The following is a 20,205-nucleotide window of genomic DNA, read 5'->3' on the forward strand; positions in this document are numbered from 1 at the left end:
AGTTACAGCGATTCGCGCGATGGCGTGCCATTTACCAGGCGCTGAATACGCAAGGGGTTGGCGTTTTTCAACGCGTCGGGCAGCAGGCTATCAGGGTAGTTCTGGAAGCACACCGGGCGCAGGAAACGGTCGATGGCCAAGGTGCCGACCGAGGTGCCACGCGCATCGGAAGTTGCCGGGTACGGCCCGCCGTGAACCATGGAATCGCACACCTCCACGCCAGTGGGGTAACCGTTGAGCAGGATGCGCCCGACTTTCTGTTCCAGCAGCGGCGTGAGTTCAGCGAACTGTTGCAGGTCGGCCGGTTCGCCGATGAGCGTGGCGGTCAACTGCCCGTGCAGCCCTTGCAGGGCGGCGCTGAGTTGCGCCTGGTCGGCCACTTCGACGAACACCGTGGTGGGGCCGAAGACTTCTTCCTGGAGCACTTCATCGCCGTCAATCAACAGACGTACATCCGCCTTGAACAGTTGCGGTTGCGCCTGGTTGCCCGATTGCGCGCTGCCCGCCAGATGCTGGATGCCCGGGTGAGACCGGAGTTTTTCCAGGCCCTTGCCGTAGCTGCCCAGGGTGCCGGCATTCAGCATGGTTTGCGCCGGTTGCTCGCCGATCAATTGCGCGACCTGCTGAGTGAACGCGGTGAACGCAGGCGAGGCGATACCGATCACCAGACCTGGGTTGGTGCAGAACTGGCCGCAGCCTTGTACCACCGACGCGGTCAGGTCACGGGCAATGCTTTCAGCGCGGGCTTGCAGCGCCTGGGGCAGCACGATCACGGGGTTGATGCTCGACATCTCGGCAAACACCGGGATCGGCTGCGGGCGCGCCGCGGCCATGTCGCACAGGGCGCGGCCGCCTTTGAGCGAGCCGGTAAAGCCTACCGCCTGGATCGCCGGGTGCTTGACCAGCGCCTCACCGACGCCGCCGCCAAAGATCATATTGAACACGCCAGCCGGCATCTCGGTGGCCTCAGCGGCGCGGATGATCGCATCGGCCACGCGCTCGGCGGTCGCCATGTGCCCGCTGTGGGCCTTGAACACCACCGGGCAACCGGCAGCCAGCGCGGCAGCGGTGTCGCCGCCAGCGGTGGAAAATGCCAGGGGGAAGTTGCTGGCGCCGAACACTGCCACCGGGCCGAGGCCGATGCGGTATTGGCGCAGGTCTGGGCGCGGCAGCGGCTGGCGCTCTGGCAGGGCCTTGTCGATACGCGCGCCGTAGAAGTCACCGCGGCGCAGCACGGTGGCGAACAAACGCATCTGGCCGCTGGTGCGCCCGCGCTCGCCTTTGATGCGTGCGGCCGGCAAGGCGGTTTCGCGGCAGACCAGTTCGACGAAATCATCGCCCAAGGCGTCCAGCTCATCGGCCACTGCATCCAGGAACTGCGCACGGCGTGCGGCGCTCAAGGCGCGATAGGCCGGGTAAGCCTGAGCCGCGGCCTGGGCGGCGGCGTCCACTTCCTGGGCGGTGGCCTGGTAGAAATCCTGGGGCAAGGCTTCGCCGGTGGCGGCGTCGATGCTTTGCAGCTTGATGCTGCCGTTGGCGCTGCGTTGGCCGCCGATGTAGTTGTGGCCGAGGAACTGGGTCATGTTGATCTCCTTAAAGGGGGGTGACTTGGCCGGGTTCGAATGCCGCATCGCTGCTGCCGATACCGTTGATCAACGGCGCGCCGAATTCAGCCTGGCTGATCTCGAACACGTCGCCCGGCTGGGTACGTATACCGTCGGCGAATGACAAGGTGGCGGTGCCAAAGAAGTGAATGTGCACGTCGCCCGGCTTGAGGAACTGGCTGTATTTGAAGTGGTGGTATTCGAGGTTTTCCAGGCTGTGGCACATGTTGGCCTCGCCGCTGAGAAATTCGTTCTGCCAGATGACTTCGCCGTTGCGCAGGATGCGGCTGGTGCCCGCCAAGTGCTGGGGCAGTTCGCCCACGCGCAGCTCCGGGCCATAGCTGCAACTGCGCAGCTTGGAATGGGCCAGGTACAGGTAGTTCTTGCGCTCCATCACATGGTCGGAGAACTCGTTGCCCACCGCAAAGCCCAGGCGATAGGGTTTACGGTCATGCCCGATCACATAGAGGCCGCCGATTTCCGGTTCTTCGCCGGCGTCTTCGGCGAACGGCGGCACCGGGAAGGCCTGGCCCGGGCGCACGACGATGCTGCCATCGCCTTTGTAGAACCACTCCGGTTGCACACCGGCCTGGCCAGCAGCGGGTTTGCCGCCCTCCACACCCCACTTGAAGATGCGCATGGTGTCGGTCATCGCGCTGTCGTCGCCGGCCTGCTGGTGCATCTTGTCGCGGGCCGAGGCACTGCCCAGGTGGGTAAGGCCGGTGCCGCTGATCAGCATGTGGGCCGGGTCCGGGTGGTCCAGCGGCGGCAAAATTTTATGGTCCGCCAACAAGGCGGCGTAGTCATGGCTGGCGCCCAGGCCGAGGGCCTCCACCTGTTGCTGCAACTTGCCGCCGGCTTCGATGGCGGCCAGCGCCAGTTCACGCACGCTGTGGGCGCCGCGCACTTCGCGTACCTGGTTGCCTTCTACCACGCCGACGCGGCGCTCACCGTTGCTCAACTCGAACTGAACTAAACGCATGCAGCTTCTCCTGGATTTAAGTGCGTGTGGCGCCACGGGCGCTGGCGGCGAATTGGTCGACGGGCAGCACGTGCTTGCGCTCCAACACGCGGTAGACCACGAGGGTCAGCAGCAAGCCGAACACCATTACACCGGATAAGAAATACAAGCCTGAGGCCAGGTTGCCGGTGTACTCCTTGAGCGCACCGATCACGAACGGGCCGATATAGCCGCCGAGGTTGCCCACCGAGTTGATCAAGGCAATACCGGCCGCCGCGCTGGCGCCGGCAAAGAAGCGCCCCGGCAGGGTCCAGAACACGGCGGTGCAGGAAAACATTGCAAATGCCGCCAGGCACAGCGCGGCCATTTGCAGCACCGGCACGGTGAGCCAGGCGCTGCAGAACAGGCCGATGGCGCCCAATACATAGAGCACGGCGAGATGGCCGTACCGGTCGTTCAAGCGGTCGGAGCTGCGCGGGATGATCAACAGGCCGATGATGCCGAAGATATAGGGCACCGCGGAGATGAAGCCGGTGGTGAGGTCGCTGCCGCCAAACTGCTTGATCAGGGTGGGCAGCCACAGGCCGAGGCCGTAGATGCTCAGGGTTACCGGCAGGTAGAACAGCGCCAGCAGCAATACGCGCTTGTCCTTGAGCGCATGCAACGGGTTGCCGTGGCGAGTCTGGCCGTAGGCTTGCAGGTCTTTGTGCAGCTCGCCGGTGAGCCAGGCTTTTTCTTCCTCGCTCATCCAGTTGACCTGTTGGGGGCCGTCCGGCAGGTAACGCAGCACCGGCCAGGTGAGCAGGATCGCCGGGGTGCCGATCACGATGAACAGCCACTGCCAGCCATGCAGGCCGAGGATGCCGTCCATGCCGAGCAAACCGCCGGACACAGGGCCGGTGATCATCATTGCAATCGGTTGGGAGAGGATGAACAGCCCGAGGATCTTGCCGCGATGGCGCACGGGAAACCATTGGGTAATGTAGTACAGCACGCCGGGAAAGAACCCCGCCTCCGCCGCGCCCAACAGAAAACGCATCACATAGAAGCTGTGTGGCCCCTGCACGAACGCCATGCCGATGGTGATGGCGCCCCAGGTGATCATGATTCGCGCAAACCAGCGCCGTGCGCCGAAGCGGTCGAGCATCAGATTGCTGGGAATCTCGAACAGGAAATAGCCAATGAAGAACAACCCGGCACCGAGGCCATAGGCGGCGTCGCCGATGCCCACGTCAGCGCCCATGTGCAGCTTGGCGAAGCCCACGGCGGAACGGTCCACGTAGGCGATCAGGTACAGCAGGATCAGGAAGGGAATCAGTTTCAGCGTGATGCGCCGAATAAGCCGCAGTTCCTGGCTCATGGGGTCGATCTCCGATTGTTGTTTTTATAGAAGCTCGGGGGACGCCTCTCGCGAAAATCCGCCAGGGTCATACCTCAGTTGAGAAAGACTATATAGTAGGACTATTTACAAAACAACACTTCCAAAGCAGCGATTTTGCGCTTATGTTTAAGCACGCATAGAACATATAGTCATACAATAAGAGAATCGATCATGCCTGACAAAAAGCCCGGCCTACGCTCTGCCCAGTGGTTCGGTACCGCCGACAAGAACGGTTTCATGTACCGCAGCTGGATGAAGAACCAAGGCATTGCCGACCATCAGTTCCATGGCAAACCGATCATCGGCATCTGCAACACTTGGTCGGAGCTGACGCCGTGCAACGCGCACTTCCGCCAGATCGCCGAGCACGTCAAGCGTGGCGTGATCGAGGCCGGTGGCTTCCCGGTGGAGTTCCCGGTGTTTTCCAACGGCGAATCCAACCTGCGCCCTACCGCCATGCTCACTCGCAACCTGGCGAGCATGGATGTGGAAGAAGCCATTCGCGGTAATCCGATTGATGGCGTGGTCCTGCTCACCGGCTGTGACAAAACCACCCCGGCGCTGCTGATGGGCGCGGCCAGTTGTGATGTGCCGGCCATCGTGGTCACCGGCGGGCCGATGCTCAACGGCAAGCACAAGGGCCAGGACATCGGCTCGGGAACGGTGGTGTGGCAGCTCAGCGAACAGGTCAAGGCCGGTACCATCACCCTGGATGACTTCCTCGCGGCCGAGGGCGGCATGTCGCGTTCGGCGGGCACCTGCAACACCATGGGCACGGCTTCTACCATGGCGTGCATGGCCGAAGCACTGGGTACTTCCCTGCCCCACAACGCGGCGATTCCGGCCGTGGATGCGCGTCGCTATGTACTGGCGCACATGTCGGGCATGCGCGCCGTGGAGATGGTACGTGAAGACTTGAAGCTGTCGAAAATCCTCACCAAGGAAGCGTTTGAAAACGCTATCCGCGTGAACGCGGCCATCGGCGGCTCGACCAACGCGGTGATTCACTTGAAAGCCATCGCCGGGCGCATCGGCGTCGAACTCGACCTGGATGACTGGACCCGCATCGGCCGCGGCATGCCGACCATCGTCGACCTGCAACCCTCCGGGCGCTTTCTGATGGAGGAGTTTTACTACGCCGGTGGCCTGCCCGCTGTGCTGCGCCGCCTGGGTGAAGCCAACCTGATCCCGCACCCCAACGCCTTGACCGTCAACGGCAAGTCTCTGGGCGAGAACACCCAGGATTCACCGATCTACGGCCAGGACGAAGTGATCCGCACCCTGGACAACCCGATCCGCGCCGACGGCGGCATCTGCGTGCTGCGTGGCAACCTCGCGCCCCTGGGCGCGGTGCTCAAGCCTTCGGCCGCGAGCCCCGAACTGATGCAGCACCGTGGCCGCGCCGTGGTGTTCGAGAACTTCGACATGTACAAGGCACGCATCAACGACCCGGAGCTGGACGTGGATGCCAACTCGATCCTGGTCATGAAAAACTGCGGCCCCAAGGGTTACCCCGGCATGGCCGAAGTCGGCAACATGGGCTTGCCCGCCAAGCTGCTGGCCCAGGGCGTGACGGACATGGTGCGTATTTCCGATGCGCGCATGAGCGGCACCGCCTACGGCACCGTGGTGTTGCACGTGGCACCGGAAGCCGCTGCTGGCGGGCCGTTGGCGACTGTGAAGGAAGGTGACTGGATCGAACTCGATTGCGCCAATGGCCGCCTGCACCTGGACATTCCCGACGCCGAGCTGGCAGCGCGCATGGCCGACCTGCCGCCCGCGCAGAACCTCATCGTCGGCGGCTATCGCCAGCTGTACATCGACCATGTGCTGCAGGCCGACCAAGGCTGTGACTTCGACTTCCTGGTGGGCTGTCGCGGGGCAGAAGTCCCACGGCATTCCCACTAATTGGGATGCTATGATGCGGCGAATCTAAGCCAGAGCCTCCCCGTCGTTATGGATCACCAGCCGCCCAAGCCGCGCAAGAGCCAGCATGCCCAGATCGTTCAGGACTTGGGCATGCACATCGTTTCCGGTCGCTTCAAGCCCGAGGAACGGTTGCCCATGGAAGCCACGCTGTGCGAGGAATACCAGGTCAGCCGCTCGGTATTGCGCGAAGCCACGCGGGTGCTCAGCGCCAAGGGCCTGGTGTATTCCAAACCACGGGTGGGCGCGGTGGTACGGCCACGCTTGAAATGGCACCTGCTCGACCCGGACGTGCTGTCCTGGTTGATGCAGTCCACGCCCCACAGCGAGTTCTTCAACACCCTGGCCGGGGTGCGCCGCATCCTCGAACCGGAAATCGCCGCCATGGCCGCGACCACCGCCACCGATGAAGACATCGCCACCATCGAACACGCCTACCAGGGCATGGAAACCGCCAAGACCCACGAGGAGCTGTTGCAGGCCGACTTGGACTTTCACCGCGCGATTGCCGACGCCACCCGCAACGACCTGCTGGCCTATATGTGCAACATGCTCTCGCTGCCGTTGCGCGAGTCGATCAACATCACCAACCGCCGCCCGGACATTCAGGGCCTGAGTCTGCCGCGACACAAGGCGATCCTCACGGCGATTCAGAACCGCGATGCCCTGGGCGCGCGGCATGCGTCGCTGGTGCAACTGGATGACACGCGAGTGGCGCTGGACACGGTGATGAATGTGTTGACGCCGCTGTAAACCCGCGTCATTCCTGATTGTTATTGTTGGCCCTGGGGCAGGTGTTATCGCCCTCTTTTTTCAGCGCCAGGACGGCCTGGCGCTCGGACAGCAAGTGGGTGATGGCGCCGCCGATCGCCGCGGAAATCAACGCCAACGCCTCTTTAGGCAGATTGATCGCCGCCCAGGTCAACCCGCCGATCAGCAGGATGACAAACAGGATATTGAAACGTGACACGCCGAGTTTTATCGAGCGGACGATATCGGACGTGTCCTGCATTTTTTCGAAGCGTTTTAGGTCTTCGAACTTGCGCACCGATTCCAGGGTTTCCAGGTAATGGGTTTCGGCCCGCTTGAGTTTCTTGATCACATCGGCTTCAAGCATGATCTCCTCTATCTCGATCCTGACCAGGCTGATATTGGCGCCTGGACGGCCGAGAATTTCCGAACTCAACGAACCCTCGGCCAGCTCGGCCAGCAGGTAGGTATAGGAGGTTTCGCTGATGTCCTTGGCATATTTTTGCAAGGCTGATGTGTAGCACTTGGTGGCGTATCGGGTGAACAGACGCTCGGCATCGTTAGTCTTTTTGATCAGCTCTTCAACTTCGTCGATCAGTTCCCGTTCCATTTTTAATATCCCTATTAAACGTGGCTTCGAAAAGCAATGAGCGCCGACTGCTGCGCTGGCACGTTAGGGCAAACATCCCTCGATCAAGGGCCAGTGTCTACTGTCAAACCTGACAGGTGAATAGGAGGCAGGGCACTGTGGCGAGGGAGCTGGCTCGCCTGCGATAGCCCTAGGTATCTACACAACTGTGCAGTTCGCCGCAGCCACCGGTAACCACGATGCGAAGCGAGCCGCTCTTGATCTTGATCTTGATCTGCTTGTGATCTTAGGCGCCCCGTTAAACCACGCTGGCCGGAATTCGACAGGGATTTGGGGGGTAAACCGGCAGGGATGCCGGTTTAGCCGCCCCGCGCCATGGATGGCGCGTGGCGGCGGCCCCCCAAATCACTGGCGGATTACGGGCACACCGAGCCTAAGCGAGGTGCCGAGTGGTGGGGCAAGAGCCCTTTGGTTACTTTGGGGCTTTTCCAAAGTGACCCGCCGTCAGGGCGGAACCCTAAGTGGCCGTTACCGTGGGAATGGATATGTACACAATCCAACTGTGTTGACTATCAGGCCGCCTTCGCGAGCAAGCCCGCTCCCACAGTTGGACCGTGGGATGTCAGGTAGTAGGCGTTGGCTGGCAGGCCGTCATCGCAGGCAAGCCAGCTCACACATATCGACGCTGTTCATCATAGGGTATAGGCGATGCCCACCTGCACGGTGCGCGGTGCACCGGGGTAGGCGTAGATATTGCCGAACGCGCCTTCTTCATACTCGCGGTTGAACAGGTTTTTCACATCCAGGTTCAAGCGCACCTGCTCATTGACCTTGTAGTAGCCGAGCAAGTCGACCACGGTATAAGCGTCCATCGAGAATGCCGTGTTGGCAGTCTGGCCGGCGCGCTGGTCGACGTACTTGCCGCCGGCGCCCAAGCCCAGGCCTTTGAGCGCGCCGTCCTGAAACTCGTAGACGTTGAGCAGGCTGAAGCTGTTGCGCGGGATGTTCATCAAGCGTGTGCCGGAGCGCAACGTGTTATCACGGGTAACTTCCGCATCTACGTAAGCGTAGCCGCCGATCACGCGCCATTCGGGCGTGAGGTTGCCTGCCACATTGAGGTCGAAGCCCCGACTGCGCACCTGGCCAGCCGCGACACTGAAGGTATTGTCCACGGGATCAGTGGTCAGCACGTTCTTCTTCTCGATCTGATAGATCGCCGCATCAACGCTCAACTGCCGATCCAGCGCCTCCCACTTGATGCCCATCTCGTAAGACTTGCCCTTCTCCGGCGCAAAACCACCGCCTTCGCGGCTGGCGCCAGTGTTGGGCTTGAACGAACGCGCGGCATCGGCATACACCGCGACGGTGTCGGTGAGGTCGTAGATCACACCCACACGCGGGGTGACGGCGTTGTCGGCGGCCTGCCAGCTTTTACCTACATAGTTCTGGTAATCATGCTCGAAACGCTCGAATCGGGCACCGGCCAGCACTTTCAGACGTTCAGTGAGAGCAACCTGGTCCTGTACAAAAGCGGCGTAGGTCTTGAGGTTTTCTTTGTCGTGGGTCGGCGTACGGGTCAGTGCCGGACGGGGTTGACCGTACACCGGGTCAAAGATGTCAATTGGATAGGTGCCCGCTGCGGCGCTGGAACGCTGGATAATTGACTTGTAGTCGTAGTCCTCGTACTCGATACCGGTGAGCAAAGTGTGATCGAAGCCGCCAGTGGAGAAGTGCCCGGTCAAGTTGAGCTGGTAGTCCTTGTCGGTCCATTCCAACTTGCGGTAGTTGAAGTTGCGTTGCAGGGTGCGGCCATCGGCGCCCAGGCTGCCCGGCCCGTTGGCTTCGATGGCATTGCCTTTCAAGCTACCGTCCAACCACTGAAAACCGCCGCCCAGGGTCCAGTTATCACTCAGTGCATGCTCGAAACGCAACTGCGCCATGTTGTTGTCGTTGTGCAGCTTGCCCGCGTCCTTGTCGCCCCAGAAAGTGTCACGGGATGGCGTGCCGCGCTGGTTGGGGAAACGCGTGAGGCCGCGGTCCAGCGGGTGGTTGTTGCGCATGAAATCGCCTTCGAAGGTCACCTTGGTGTCATCGGTGGCCTGCCAGGTGATCACCGGCGTCACGCCGTAGCGTTCCGTCTCGACGTGATCGCGGAAGGTGTCGCCGCCCTCGCCCACTACGTTCAGGCGATAGGCCAGGCGGCCCTCCTCGTCCAGCGGGCCGGAGGCATCCAGGGTGCCGCGCTTCATGCCCTGGTCATTGAGCTGACTGCCCAGGGTGACGGTGCGTTCGGCCAGCGGCTGCTTGGACACCACGTTGAAGGTGCCGCCCGGGTCGCCACGGCCGTAGAGCATGGTCGCGGGGCCGCGCAGCACTTCAAGACGCTCAATGGTGTTGGCGTCCGGCATGTTCGGGTAACCGCGGTTGATCGGGAACCCATTGCGGTAGAACTCACCGGAGGTGAAGCCGCGTACGGTAAAGGTGGTCAGGCCCTGCCCGCCGAAATTGTTGGCACGGCCCACGCCGCCGGCGTAATCGAGGGCATCCTGCAGACGCGTTGCACCGAGGTCTTCGACCACGTCCTTGGACACCACGCTGATGGACTGCGGGGTTTCATGAATAGAGGTGTCGGTGCGCGTCGCACTGGCTGAGCGTGTGGCGTGGTAGCCCTGCACGGGGCCTTGGGCCGACTCAAGGTCCGCGGTGGCGGTGACATTGGTGGCTTGCAGTTCGATGCTGGCGTTCTCGGCAGGCACCTGCTCTGCCCACGCGAAGGGGGAAAACGCCTGGAGCACACAGATGGAAATCAGGGTACGACGCATGGGTGTAGAACCTAGTGAATGAGCCAGATGGGGCGGCAAACCTGCCAAGAATTCGCCGCGCATCATATATCAGGGCATTCTCGTTTGATATCGGTTCTCATTTGTTATTTTTCGCCGCGCAGGTCGCGAAAAACAATAGGCGAAAAAAAGCCACTCAATCGAGTGGCTCATGCAACGCGCAGGCTTACCTCAGCGATAGCGTTCCAACCAATGCGCGTAAGGTGCCGGCAAAGTCCAGGAGGACTTGTCCACGCCCAGCTCCTTGGCAGCAAAGTAGGCCCAATGCGGGTCGGCCAAATGTGCGCGCCCCACCGAAACCAGGTCCAGGTGCCCGGCCTGCAACGCGCCTTGGGCCAGTTGCGGTGTGCCGAAGCCCCAGGCTGACGTCACCGGGATACCGGCTTCACGACGTACACGCTCGGCGATTGGGCCCATGAAAGCTGGGCCCCACGGAATGTTGGTGTCAGGAATGGTAAAGCCGACGCTGACGCTCAGCAGGTCCAGACCACCGTCCTTGAAACGGCGGGCCAGTTCGATCGACTCGGTGAGGGTCTGCTCATCACGGCCGTCGTATTCGATCACGCCGAACCGAGCGGTGAGCGGCAGGTTTTCTGGCCAGACTTCACGCACCGCAGCCAGGGTTTCGAGGAGGAAGCGGCTGCGGTTGTCGAAGCTGCCACCGTAGGCATCGGTACGCTGGTTGGAATGTTCGGAGAAAAAGCTCTGGCCCAGGTAGCCGTGGGCGAAGTGCAGCTCGATCCATTCAAAGCCGGCATCGCGAGCACGACGAGCCGCGTCGACGAAGTCTTGCTGTACGCGGGCGATGTCTTCCAGGGTCATGGCACGGGGTACGTTGGGCAGGTTGGCACCGAACGCGATAGCAGACGGGGCGATGGTTTCCCAGCCACGGGCATCAGAGGCCGGGATGTGGTCATCACCTTCCCAGGGGCGATTGGCGCTGGCTTTGCGGCCGGCGTGGGCGATCTGGATACCCGGCACCGAACCTGCGGCCTTGATGGCCTTGACCATCGGCACGAATGCCTCGGCGTGGGCGTCGCTCCAGATGCCGGCGCAGCCTGGGGTGATGCGCCCTTCTGGGGCGACCGCAGTAGCTTCGACCACCAGCAGGCCGGCACCGCCACGGGCCATGCCGGCCAGGTGCACGTGGTGCCAGTCGTTGACCATGCCGTCGTCGGCCATGTATTGGCACATCGGTGGAATAGCAATGCGATTGCGCAAGGTCACGTCTTTAAGTTTGAACGGTTCGAACAAGGCCGACATTGGGAGCTCCAGGAAGGGGTGATTGATTCGATAGTTCGATGGTAATCGAACTATGGTATTGAACGCTACCCCCCTGTTATGATCCGCCCCATGCGAGCCTTCAAACACCCTACCCCGCTGGAATTGACGCTTGAGCGTGTGCTGTACGCCTTGAGCGACCCCGTACGCCTGGACATCGTGCGCTACCTGGCCAACGTGCCAGAGGCGACCTGTGGCGAACTGGACGGGGGGCGGCCCAAGTCCAGCATGTCCCATCATTTCCGGGTATTGCGCGATGCGGGCTTGGTGCACACGCGCAATGTGGGCACCACCCATATGAACTCGTTGCGCCGTGACGAGCTGGAGAGCCGCTTCCCGGGGTTGCTGGCCAGTGTGTTGTCACAGCGCTAGACGCATAACCCGACGCTGGCCTGTGGCGAGGGAGCTTGCTCCCGTGACGGCCTGCCAGCCGGCGCTGATCTACCTGACACCCCGCGGTCCAAACTGTGGGAGCTGGCTTGCCTGCGATGGCCATAGGTATCTACACAACTTTGTGGGTTGTAACAGCAGACGGTAACCACGATGCGAAGCGAGCCGCTCTTGATCTGCTTTTGATCTTAGGCGCCCCGTTAAACCACGCTGGCCGGAATTCGCCAGTGATTTGGGGGGTAAACCGGCAGGGATGCCGGTTTAGCCGCCCCGCGCCATGGATGGCGCGTGGCGGCGGCCCCCCAAATCACTGGCGGATTACGGGCACACCGAGCCTAGGCGAGGTGCCGAGTGGTGGGGCAAGAGCGTTTTGCTTACTTTTGCGCTTGTCAAAAGTGAGCCGCCGTCAGGGCGGAACCCTAAGTGGCCGTTACCGCAGGAATGGATATGTACACAATACAACTGTGTTGACTGCCAGCCCGCCTTCGCGAGCAAGCCCGCTCCCACAGGTTGATCGCGGGGTGTCAGGGTAGATTGGCATCGGCTGTCAGGCCGTCACGGGAGCAAGCGCCCTCGCCACAGATCCAGCGTCGCCTCGAAGTTGTGTAGATACCTCTAGACGGCAAGCCTCAGGACAAGATCGCCTTTAACAGCGCGCCGTCCAGGTGCACACAGTCTTTGCCATTGCGCTTGGCGCCGTACAGGTTCTTGTCGGCCATCTTGAGCACGGCCGACAACTCGTCGCCCGGCGAAAAACGCGCCATCCCCGCACTGCAGGTGTAATGGTGGGGCGCGGGCACACTGCTGCGGATCGCCTGCAACAGGTCCAGGGCATAATCACAGGCCACCTCCACATCGTCGCCCTGCAATAACACGCCGAACTCTTCCCCGCCGATCCGCCCGAAGCTGTGGCTGCCTTTGGCGTTTTTCAGGCACAGGGCCATGGCGCGCAGGATTTTGTCCCCGACGTCGTGGCCATACAGGTCGTTTTTTTCCTTGAAACTGTCGATATCCAACATGATGAAGTAGCCGCCCTGCTCCCCGGCCAGCAACTTCTCGAAGCTCTGCATAAAGGCCCGCCGATTGAGAATGGAGGTCAGGTAGTCGGTCTCGGCCAAGGCGCGAAACTCGCTTTCCACCAGCAATACCGAACGCAGGTTCTTCAAGTAGGAGTAACTCAAGATAAACCCGATGGACACCGACGCCGCGCAGAACAGCAGCAAATACACCTCATTGCCAGCCTCTATATCCGTCTGCATGGGCGGCCATAGGATCAGCCAGATCAACAGCGCATCGACCAGATAATCCTGGACACTGATAAACAAGATGGCGCTTCCCACCACCAGAGTCACGGCCAACGGCAAGCCGTAGATACGCAACTCTTCGTTCAAATGAATCAGATACGCGAAGCCGACGGACAACAACACCATATAAATGACCCCCAGCACTCGCCAGAGCAGGAAGTTCGCGGTGGTGGCATGTACCCGGCAAACAATCAGCAGGCCGACCGTGATGGCCAACATATAAAGGTCCAACTTCAAGGCCGGAGGAATCAGGAGCATGCCGAACCAGGCAATAATTCCTACCCATTCGGCCTGGGCCACAGCAGGTGACAACAAACTGCGCATTCTGGGCCGCAACTTCAAGTTAGCAGGCATCCTTACGCTCCCATCTCAATAGCATGCAGGCCCATCGCAAATGAAAAGGCCATGAACCGCTTTACCAGGCTGGCAAAGGGTGGCAGAACTTCCAGCCGGGTTTTGGAGTGGGCTTTGAAATAACCCTTTTCAACCCCCTCCTGCACCATACGGATAATGTGGGTCTTGGACACGGAAAGTTGCTTGGCCAAGGCCAGGTAGGAAGACGACCGGAAGGTGGCGCGGCCGTTCTCTGGGGCAAAAGCGTCGTTGTAGATCGCCAGCATCAACAGATGGCCGGCGTCGCGCTTGACCAGCCAATAACATTCGGGCAGCAAGACATCCACCGTCAACTCGGCCGCGAGGATCATGGCAAAACCCTTGAAGTAGAGCGCCAGGAACTCGCGGTCATCCAGGTCGCGCATCTGCCGGAACACTTCCCTCTCGGGGTAGAGCAACGCCAACGACTCAGTGAGGGCGGTGAGCATCAGCCGCGCTTCGCGGCAGGCTTCATCCGAGGGTGCATACACCCTGAAGCGACTGTCTTCGGGGTGCGGCGCAACCTCCATGAAGCCCAGGGCCTGGAACAGCAAAAAGATCGATTCCAGGCTGTTTTTCGAACAATACTTGCGCGTTACGCACAAGGCTTTAACTTCTGCCAACAACGGCAGCGGTGTGGAAAAGTATTGGCTCAATAATGCAAACGACACCATCAAGCGGCTGTATTTAAGGGCACTCTTGTAGAAAAACGGTCGTCTCGAATAGGGCACGAGCAGCACGTGGTAATGCGCTCTCATGCACGATTCAAAATCCTTATGACGTTCGAGCGCTTGCGCGGTATTACACATAGCCAACTTCAACGAACTGACACGCATGAAAGAGCCCTGATCATCCAACTTGATGCCACTGATCTCAGCTACGAAATCCCTGCAGCCCGGCTCCAAAACAAATCACTTCAATAATCCTGCCATTAATGGCTTTTCGCCTCGAACGCAATGTACAGCGATTGCCGGACAAGACGTCATCAGTACCAAAGTTGTTCCACAGTCAAATGCCCGTGGCACACAGTTGCACGCAACCTTTGGTTACATTCCCTCCGCCTGGCGGTTAGAGGACTAATCGATTCAGCACGCTGCGAACCTTCCCCTCTCAGCGACGTCGTAACAGGGAATTGTTGCCAACCGCCCGCCGCGAGGTTCTCGTTTGAAAGCTGCCCTTCTGAAGAAATACCGCCTGATCATCAAGACCATGGGCTATGTGGGCTGGGCGTTGTTCTGGCTGTTGTTGTGGGATGTGGCAGTGACGGTGGACTTCATGCTGTTTCTCACGGCCAAGATCAATTTGCCGCTGATGCCCCTGACCCTGCTCGGCTCGGCCCTGGTGGTGCTGATCAGTTTTCGCAACAGCAGCGCCTACAACCGCTGGTGGGAAGCACGCACGCTGTGGGGCGCGATGGTCAACAACTCGCGCAGTTTTGCCCGGCAAGTGTTGACCCTGCTCGATGACGCACCCGGTGAGGTGAACCCCGTGAAGTCGACGCTGTTGCGCCGTCACGTGGCTTACGTCAATTGCCTGGCTGCGCACCTCAAGGGCCAGCCGTGCCCCGAGGAAGTGCGCGCCTTTATCCCCGCCGAAGAATTTGCACGCAACGGCGCCACCAATAACTTCGCCAATGACATCCTCACCGGCTCGGCCTCGTTGCTGGCGCGCGAATACCAGGCCGGGCGCCTGGACAGCATTCGCCTGGCGCGGTTGGAGTCGACCCTGGTGGACCTCTCTAACGCCCAGGGCGGCATGGAGCGGATTGCCAACACGCCACTGCCCTACCCTTACGTGTATTTCCCACGGCTGTTCATTTCGCTGTTCTGCCTGATCGTGCCGGTGGGCCTGGTGGAATCCCTTGGCTGGTTCACGCCGCTGGCCTCCACCGTTGTGGGCTTCATGCTGCTGGCCATCGAACGCATCGGCACCGACCTGCAAAGCCCGTTCAATTCCAGCGAACACCAGATCCAGATGGAAAGCATCTGCGAGACCATCGAGAAGAACCTGCAGTCGATGCGCCGCGATGCCCTGGTCGGTGACCCGATCGCCTGATTACCCTTGCTCAAGTGCCTGCGCCCTCGGCCGATATACCGAGGGTACGCATGGCCTCGCCTCTCACAAAAACGCCTGCGACACGCAGCACTAATTTTTCTCCCCTTGCCAAAACTATAAATACCCGCGGGTGAAGTCATGAATATCAAGCAGAAGCTGACATGGGCGTTTGCGGCCATCGCGTGCGTGCCGGTCATCCTGGTCGCCATTATCGTGGTGCTTAATCTGCGCGAGGGTGCGCTGGCCAACTTCCTCGACAGCAGCGGCCGCGAGATCCGCCAGATCGACAATGGCATGCAGCAGTTTTTCGACGGCATCAGCCAGAATGTCGACTTCGTCGCCAAGGACCCGCGCGTGATCGCGGCCAAGAACCTCAAAAGCTATGCCGGTGCCGATGCCGCGCAAATCCCGCTGACGCCGACCAATACAGAACTGCTGGCGATTTTCGATCAGTTCGCCAAAAGCCACCCCAGCACCGCCTACCTGTCCCTGGGCCTGAGCGATGGCGGCTACGCCAGTTGGCCGGACGACGCCAAACTGACGCAATATGACCCGCGCACCCGCCCCTGGTACCAGGCCGCCATCGCAGCGCCAGGCAAGACCGTGCGCACAGGCGCCTACTACTGGGCCCCGGACGATGTGGTGCTGATCGGCACCGTACGCACCGTCGCGAATGCCACGGGCAATATCCTTGGAGTAGTCGGCCTGGACGTGTCGCTCAAGCAACTCACCGAGCTGGTGCGCACCATCAAGCTGGGCGACAGCGGCTACCTGATGCTGGTGGAAGCCGACGGCAATGTGCTGGTGGACCCCAGCGATGCCACGCACAACTTCAAGCCCCTGGCGGGCCTGGGCGCGAACTACGCCGAACTGGCCAAGCACGGCGATGGCGTGACCGAGGTGAGCATCGACGGTGTGGCCTATATGGCTAACGTGGTCAGCTCCAAAGACCTGGGCTGGCGCTTTATCGGCCTGATCAAGCGTGACGAAGTGATGGCCGGTGCCACCCGCCTGACGTGGTTGATCGCGGCGATTGCCGCCGTACTGGCCGTGGTGTTCGCCATCGTCGGCGCCAGTTTCGCCCGGGTGATCGTGCGCCCGATTCGCGGCGTGGCCGACGGCCTGCAGGAAATCGCCGAAGGTGAAGGCGACCTCACGCGCCAGCTCAAGGTGCAAGGCAAGGACGAAACCGCGAGCCTCGCCGGCTGGTTCAACCAGTTCCTGAGCATGATCGCGCAACTGGTGCAGCGCATCGGCAACGCCTCCTCAGACCTGCAAACCGCCGCCGCCGACACCAGCGCCGTGGCCAACAATATGAACCAGGCCGCCGGCCGCCAGCGCGAAGCCGTGGAACTGGTGAGCACCGCGTTCAACGAGATGGTCGCCACCGCCAACGAAGTCGCGCGTTCATGCAGCGCCGCCGCCACGAGTGCCGATGAGGGCTATCGCGACGTGCACACCGGTCAGCAGCACATCGGTGAAGCCACCGGCAGCGTGCTCAAGCTCAGCGAAGACCTGCAAAAATCCACACAGACCATGCAGTTGCTCGAGCAAGACAGCCAGAACATCAACACCATCCTCGACACCATCCGTTCGATTGCCGAACAGACCAACCTGCTGGCGCTCAACGCCGCAATCGAAGCCGCCCGCGCTGGCGACCAGGGCCGAGGCTTTGCGGTGGTGGCCGACGAAGTGCGCGCCCTGGCGCGTCGCACCGCCGACTCCACCGGCGAAATCGACAGCCTGCTGGGCAACCTCGCCCGCCGCACCCAGGAAGTCACCCAGCAGATGCAAGGCAGCTTGCTGGTGTCCAACACCAGCGTTGCGCGCATCCAGCAGGCCCGTGACAGCTTTGACAAGATTCGCGGCTCGGTGGACTCGATTCGCGACCAGAACACCCAGATCGCCACTGCCGCTGAAGAACAGCACCAGGTGGCTGAAGAGATCAACCGGCATATCGCGCAGATCCACGCCGACGCGCAGTTGGTGGAAGGCTTTGCGCATTCGGCGCAGACCGGGTCCGGACGGTTGACCGATATTTCCGGTCAGCTCAATGGGCTGGTGGGGCGTTTCAAGTTCTGATGCTGTGGCGAGGGAGCTTGCTCCCGCTGGACTGCGCAGCAGGCCCAGTCTTTTAAACTAAGAGCGGGGCCGCTTCGCGCCCCAGCGGGAGCAAGCTCCCTCGCCACAGGGTAGCAGCGGCACTGCCCATCATCGCAGTACCTGCAACAGTCTATTGCAGGACTCAAATGTACTAACCGGTTACTTATCTTGCTAAAATCGCGTCTTTGCCCTCTCTCACTCGAGTCCATTCGACATGAAACGAGCATCGCGCGCCGCTGGCGTCTCTAGATTCTTACTCCTGGGCCTGGGCGTCGTCATCGCCCTGCTCGGCCTTGCGCTGGCCGTCGGCGGCGCCAAACTGGTCAGTCTGGGAGGCTCTTGGTACTTCCTGCTCGGCGGCGTGGTCATGGCCATTTCCGGGCTGCTGATTGCCCGCTGCAAGCCTGCCGGCGCCTGGTTGTTCGCCGCGTTTCTGCTGGCTACCGCCGTGTGGGCAGTGGCCGACGTGGGCCTGGAATACTGGCCGCTGTTCTCGCGACTGTTCATGTTTGCGGTGATCGGCGTGGTTGTCGCGCTGGTGTATCCGTTGCTGGCCGGCAAACCGGCGCGGGGTGCCTATGGCGTCGCCGCCGTGTTGGCGCTGGGCGTGGCGGTGGCAGCGGGCAATATGTTTGTCGCGCACCCAAGCGTTGCACCCACCGGTGCAGGCCCGGGCGTCACACCCGTGGCTGCGGCCGATGCGCAGAAAGATTGGGCGCACTACGGTAATACCGAAGGTGGCAGCCGTTTCGCTGCACTGGACCAGATCAACCGCGACAACATCGACAAGCTCAAAGTCGCCTGGACCTACCACACCGGCGACGTGGCCATCAGCGACGGCAACGGTGCCGAAGACCAACTGACGCCCCTGCAGATCGGCAACAAAGTGTTTATCTGCACCCCACACAACAACCTGATCGCGTTGGATGCCGACACCGGCAAAGAATTGTGGAAGAACGAAGTCAACGCCAAATCGGCAGTGTGGCAGCGTTGCCGCGGCATGGCGTATTTCGACGCCAGCGCGCCGATTGCCCAACCGACCCAGCCCAACAGCTCGCCGATCCTGGCCGCCAGCGTACCTGCCGGTGCGCAGTGCCAGCGTCGCCTGTTGACCAACACCATTGATGCGCGCCTGATCGCCGTAGACGCCGACACCGGCAAGTTCTGCGAAGACTTCGGCACCCATGGCCAGGTAGACCTCAAAGCTGGCCTGGGCAATGTACCGGACAGCTACTACCAACTCTCTTCAGCGCCGCTGATGGCCGGCACCACCGTGGTGGTCGGCGGCCGCGTGGCAGACAACGTGCAGACCGATATGCCCGGTGGCGTGATCCGTGGTTTTGACGTGATCACCGGCCAAATGCGCTGGGCGTTCGACCCAGGCAACCCCGAAGACAAGCAGGCGCCGACGGGCGATGCCACCTACGTGCGCAGCACCCCGAACAGCTGGGCGCCGATGTCTTACGACCCGCTGATGAACACGGTCTTCCTGCCGATGGGCAGCTCGTCCACCGATATCTACGGTGTGGAGCGCACACAGCTCAACCACAAATACGGCGCTTCGGTGCTGGCACTCGACGCCTCCACTGGTGCCGAGAAGTGGGTCTACCAGACAGTCCACAACGACCTCTGGGACTTCGACCTGCCAATGCAGCCAAGCCTGATCGACTTCACCCCGCCAGGCAGCGACAAGGCCGTACCGGCCGTGGTCATCGGCACCAAGGCCGGGCAGATCTATGTGCTCGACCGCGCCACCGGCAAGCCGCTGACGGACGTGCAGGAAGTCCCGGTCAAAGCCGCGAACATTCCCAACGAGCCGTATTCCCTGACCCAGCCGAAATCCGTGGGCATGCCGCAAATCGGCGCGCAAACCCTGACCGAATCGGACATGTGGGGCGCCACGCCGTATGACCAGTTGCTGTGCCGCATCGACTTCAAGGGCATGCGCTACGACGGCCTGTACACCGCGCCGGGCACCGATAAATCCCTGAGCTTCCCGGGTTCCCTGGGCGGCATGAACTGGGGCAGCATTTCCACCGACCCGGTGCACGGTTTTATCTTCGTCAACGACATGCGCCTGGGCCTGTGGATCCAGATGGTGCCGTCGCAGAACAAGGCCCAGGCCTCTTCCGGTGGTGAAGCGCTGAACACCGGCATGGGCGCCGTGCCGCTCAAGGGCACGCCGTATGCGGTGAACAAAAACCGCTTCCTGTCGGTGGCCGGCATTCCGTGCCAGGCGCCGCCGTTCGGCACCTTGACCGCCATCGACATGAAGACGCAAAAGGTCGCCTGGCAAGTACCGGTGGGCACCGTTGAAGACACCGGCCCCCTGGGTATCCGCATGCACCTGCCGATCAAGGTAGGCCTGCCGACACTGGGCGGTACGCTGTCCACCCAAGGCGGCCTGATCTTTATTGCAGGCACCCAGGACTTCTACCTGCGCGCCTTCAACAGCGGCAATGGCGATGAAATCTGGAAAGCCCACCTGCCCGTCGGCAGCCAGGGCGGGCCGATGACCTACGTGTCGCCCAAAACCGGCAAGCAATACATCGTCGTCACCGCCGGCGGCGCACGCCAGTCCACCGACCGCGGCGACTACGTGATCGCCTACGCCCTGCCGTAACCACCCTCTGTGCGCGCGGTGCCCAG

The 20,205-nt window shown here is 61.5% G+C and carries 13 protein-coding genes and 2 pseudogenes; 7 read left to right on the forward strand and 8 right to left on the reverse strand.

Features of this window, described 5'->3' with window-relative positions:
• Positions 1–2 precede the first annotated feature (2 nt).
• Genes CRN80_RS26180 through CRN80_RS26190 form a run of 3 tightly spaced genes read right to left on the reverse strand, consistent with a single transcriptional unit; the run spans position 3 to position 3,925 of the window.
• Positions 3–1,583 (reverse strand): aldehyde dehydrogenase (NADP(+)), encoded by a 1,581-nt coding sequence (locus CRN80_RS26180; protein WP_098951932.1) that lies wholly within the window; start codon positions 1,581–1,583, stop codon positions 3–5.
• Between the two features lie 10 nt (positions 1,584–1,593).
• Complete coding sequence (araD1, locus tag CRN80_RS26185; RefSeq protein ID WP_098951934.1) at positions 1,594–2,586, reverse strand: AraD1 family protein; 993 nt, start codon at positions 2,584–2,586, stop codon at positions 1,594–1,596.
• A 16-nt stretch (positions 2,587–2,602) separates the two neighbouring features.
• A complete protein-coding gene (locus tag CRN80_RS26190; protein WP_098951935.1) occupies positions 2,603–3,925 on the reverse strand; it encodes an MFS transporter in 1,323 nt (440 codons plus the stop codon).
• Positions 3,926–4,117: 192 nt separating this feature from the next.
• Between CRN80_RS26190 and CRN80_RS26195 the strand changes: the two genes are divergently transcribed.
• Entirely contained in the window at positions 4,118–5,854 is a 1,737-nt protein-coding gene (locus CRN80_RS26195) for an IlvD/Edd family dehydratase (protein ID WP_019817288.1), read from the forward strand.
• 48 nt (positions 5,855–5,902) lie between these two features.
• Positions 5,903–6,625, forward strand: a complete 723-nt coding sequence (locus tag CRN80_RS26200; protein ID WP_003190551.1) for a FadR/GntR family transcriptional regulator — start codon at positions 5,903–5,905, stop codon at positions 6,623–6,625.
• Positions 6,626–6,632: 7 nt separating this feature from the next.
• Here CRN80_RS26200 and CRN80_RS26205 read toward each other — a convergent pair whose 3' ends face one another.
• The 3 genes from CRN80_RS26205 to CRN80_RS26220 form a co-directional block, all read right to left on the reverse strand.
• Complete coding sequence (locus CRN80_RS26205; protein WP_032892300.1) at positions 6,633–7,232, reverse strand: hypothetical protein; 600 nt, start codon at positions 7,230–7,232, stop codon at positions 6,633–6,635.
• Between the two features lie 671 nt (positions 7,233–7,903).
• Positions 7,904–10,033, reverse strand: coding sequence for a TonB-dependent siderophore receptor (locus tag CRN80_RS26215; protein WP_098951937.1), 2,130 nt, complete (start codon positions 10,031–10,033; stop codon positions 7,904–7,906).
• A gap of 189 nt (positions 10,034–10,222) precedes the next feature.
• Positions 10,223–11,314, reverse strand: coding sequence for an NADH:flavin oxidoreductase/NADH oxidase (locus CRN80_RS26220; RefSeq protein ID WP_032892303.1), 1,092 nt, complete (start codon positions 11,312–11,314; stop codon positions 10,223–10,225).
• A 90-nt stretch (positions 11,315–11,404) separates the two neighbouring features.
• Between CRN80_RS26220 and CRN80_RS26225 the strand changes: the two genes are divergently transcribed.
• Entirely contained in the window at positions 11,405–11,704 is a 300-nt protein-coding gene (locus CRN80_RS26225; protein ID WP_050516211.1) for a helix-turn-helix transcriptional regulator, read from the forward strand.
• A gap of 647 nt (positions 11,705–12,351) precedes the next feature.
• Here CRN80_RS26225 and CRN80_RS26235 read toward each other — a convergent pair.
• Positions 12,352–13,380, reverse strand: coding sequence for a GGDEF domain-containing protein (locus CRN80_RS26235; RefSeq protein WP_169918630.1), 1,029 nt, complete (start codon positions 13,378–13,380; stop codon positions 12,352–12,354).
• Positions 13,381–13,382: 2 nt separating this feature from the next.
• Entirely contained in the window at positions 13,383–14,234 is an 852-nt protein-coding gene (locus tag CRN80_RS26240) for a hypothetical protein (RefSeq protein WP_169918629.1), read from the reverse strand.
• 328 nt (positions 14,235–14,562) lie between these two features.
• Between CRN80_RS26240 and CRN80_RS26245 the strand changes: the two genes are divergently transcribed.
• The 4 genes and pseudogenes from CRN80_RS26245 (at position 14,563) to CRN80_RS26255 (ending at position 20,179) form a co-directional block, all read left to right on the forward strand.
• Entirely contained in the window at positions 14,563–15,453 is an 891-nt protein-coding gene (locus CRN80_RS26245) for a bestrophin family protein (protein WP_003190542.1), read from the forward strand.
• A 294-nt stretch (positions 15,454–15,747) separates the two neighbouring features.
• A pseudogene (locus CRN80_RS32200) lies at positions 15,748–16,623 on the forward strand (cache domain-containing protein); the annotation flags it as partial.
• Positions 16,624–16,998: 375 nt separating this feature from the next.
• A pseudogene (locus CRN80_RS32205) lies at positions 16,999–17,535 on the forward strand (methyl-accepting chemotaxis protein); the annotation flags it as partial.
• Between the two features lie 235 nt (positions 17,536–17,770).
• Entirely contained in the window at positions 17,771–20,179 is a 2,409-nt protein-coding gene (locus CRN80_RS26255; protein WP_098951943.1) for a glucose/quinate/shikimate family membrane-bound PQQ-dependent dehydrogenase, read from the forward strand.
• The last annotated feature ends 26 nt before the right edge of the window (positions 20,180–20,205 follow it).

It is taken from the genome of Pseudomonas sp. FDAARGOS_380, assembly GCF_002591235.1.
GTDB classification, from domain to species: domain Bacteria; phylum Pseudomonadota; class Gammaproteobacteria; order Pseudomonadales; family Pseudomonadaceae; genus Aquipseudomonas; species Aquipseudomonas salmasensis.

What these genes read in the sequence shown, in the direction of transcription:
- CRN80_RS26235 (WP_169918630.1), bottom strand. Translation starts at nt 13,380, where the DNA reads ATGCCTGCTAACTTGAAGTTGCGGCCCAGAATGCGCAGTTTGTTGTCA.
- CRN80_RS26240 (WP_169918629.1), bottom strand. Translation starts at nt 14,234, where the DNA reads ATGCGTGTCAGTTCGTTGAAGTTGGCTATGTGTAATACCGCGCAAGCG.
- CRN80_RS26200 (WP_003190551.1), top strand. Translation starts at nt 5,903, where the DNA reads ATGGATCACCAGCCGCCCAAGCCGCGCAAGAGCCAGCATGCCCAGATC.
- CRN80_RS26215 (WP_098951937.1), bottom strand. Translation starts at nt 10,033, where the DNA reads ATGCGTCGTACCCTGATTTCCATCTGTGTGCTCCAGGCGTTTTCCCCC.
- CRN80_RS26180 (WP_098951932.1), bottom strand. Translation starts at nt 1,583, where the DNA reads ATGACCCAGTTCCTCGGCCACAACTACATCGGCGGCCAACGCAGCGCC.
- CRN80_RS26255 (WP_098951943.1), top strand. Translation starts at nt 17,771, where the DNA reads ATGAAACGAGCATCGCGCGCCGCTGGCGTCTCTAGATTCTTACTCCTG.
- CRN80_RS26190 (WP_098951935.1), bottom strand. Translation starts at nt 3,925, where the DNA reads ATGAGCCAGGAACTGCGGCTTATTCGGCGCATCACGCTGAAACTGATT.
- CRN80_RS26195 (WP_019817288.1), top strand. Translation starts at nt 4,118, where the DNA reads ATGCCTGACAAAAAGCCCGGCCTACGCTCTGCCCAGTGGTTCGGTACC.
- CRN80_RS26225 (WP_050516211.1), top strand. Translation starts at nt 11,405, where the DNA reads ATGCGAGCCTTCAAACACCCTACCCCGCTGGAATTGACGCTTGAGCGT.
- CRN80_RS26205 (WP_032892300.1), bottom strand. Translation starts at nt 7,232, where the DNA reads ATGGAACGGGAACTGATCGACGAAGTTGAAGAGCTGATCAAAAAGACT.
- araD1 (WP_098951934.1), bottom strand. Translation starts at nt 2,586, where the DNA reads ATGCGTTTAGTTCAGTTCGAGTTGAGCAACGGTGAGCGCCGCGTCGGC.
- CRN80_RS26220 (WP_032892303.1), bottom strand. Translation starts at nt 11,314, where the DNA reads ATGTCGGCCTTGTTCGAACCGTTCAAACTTAAAGACGTGACCTTGCGC.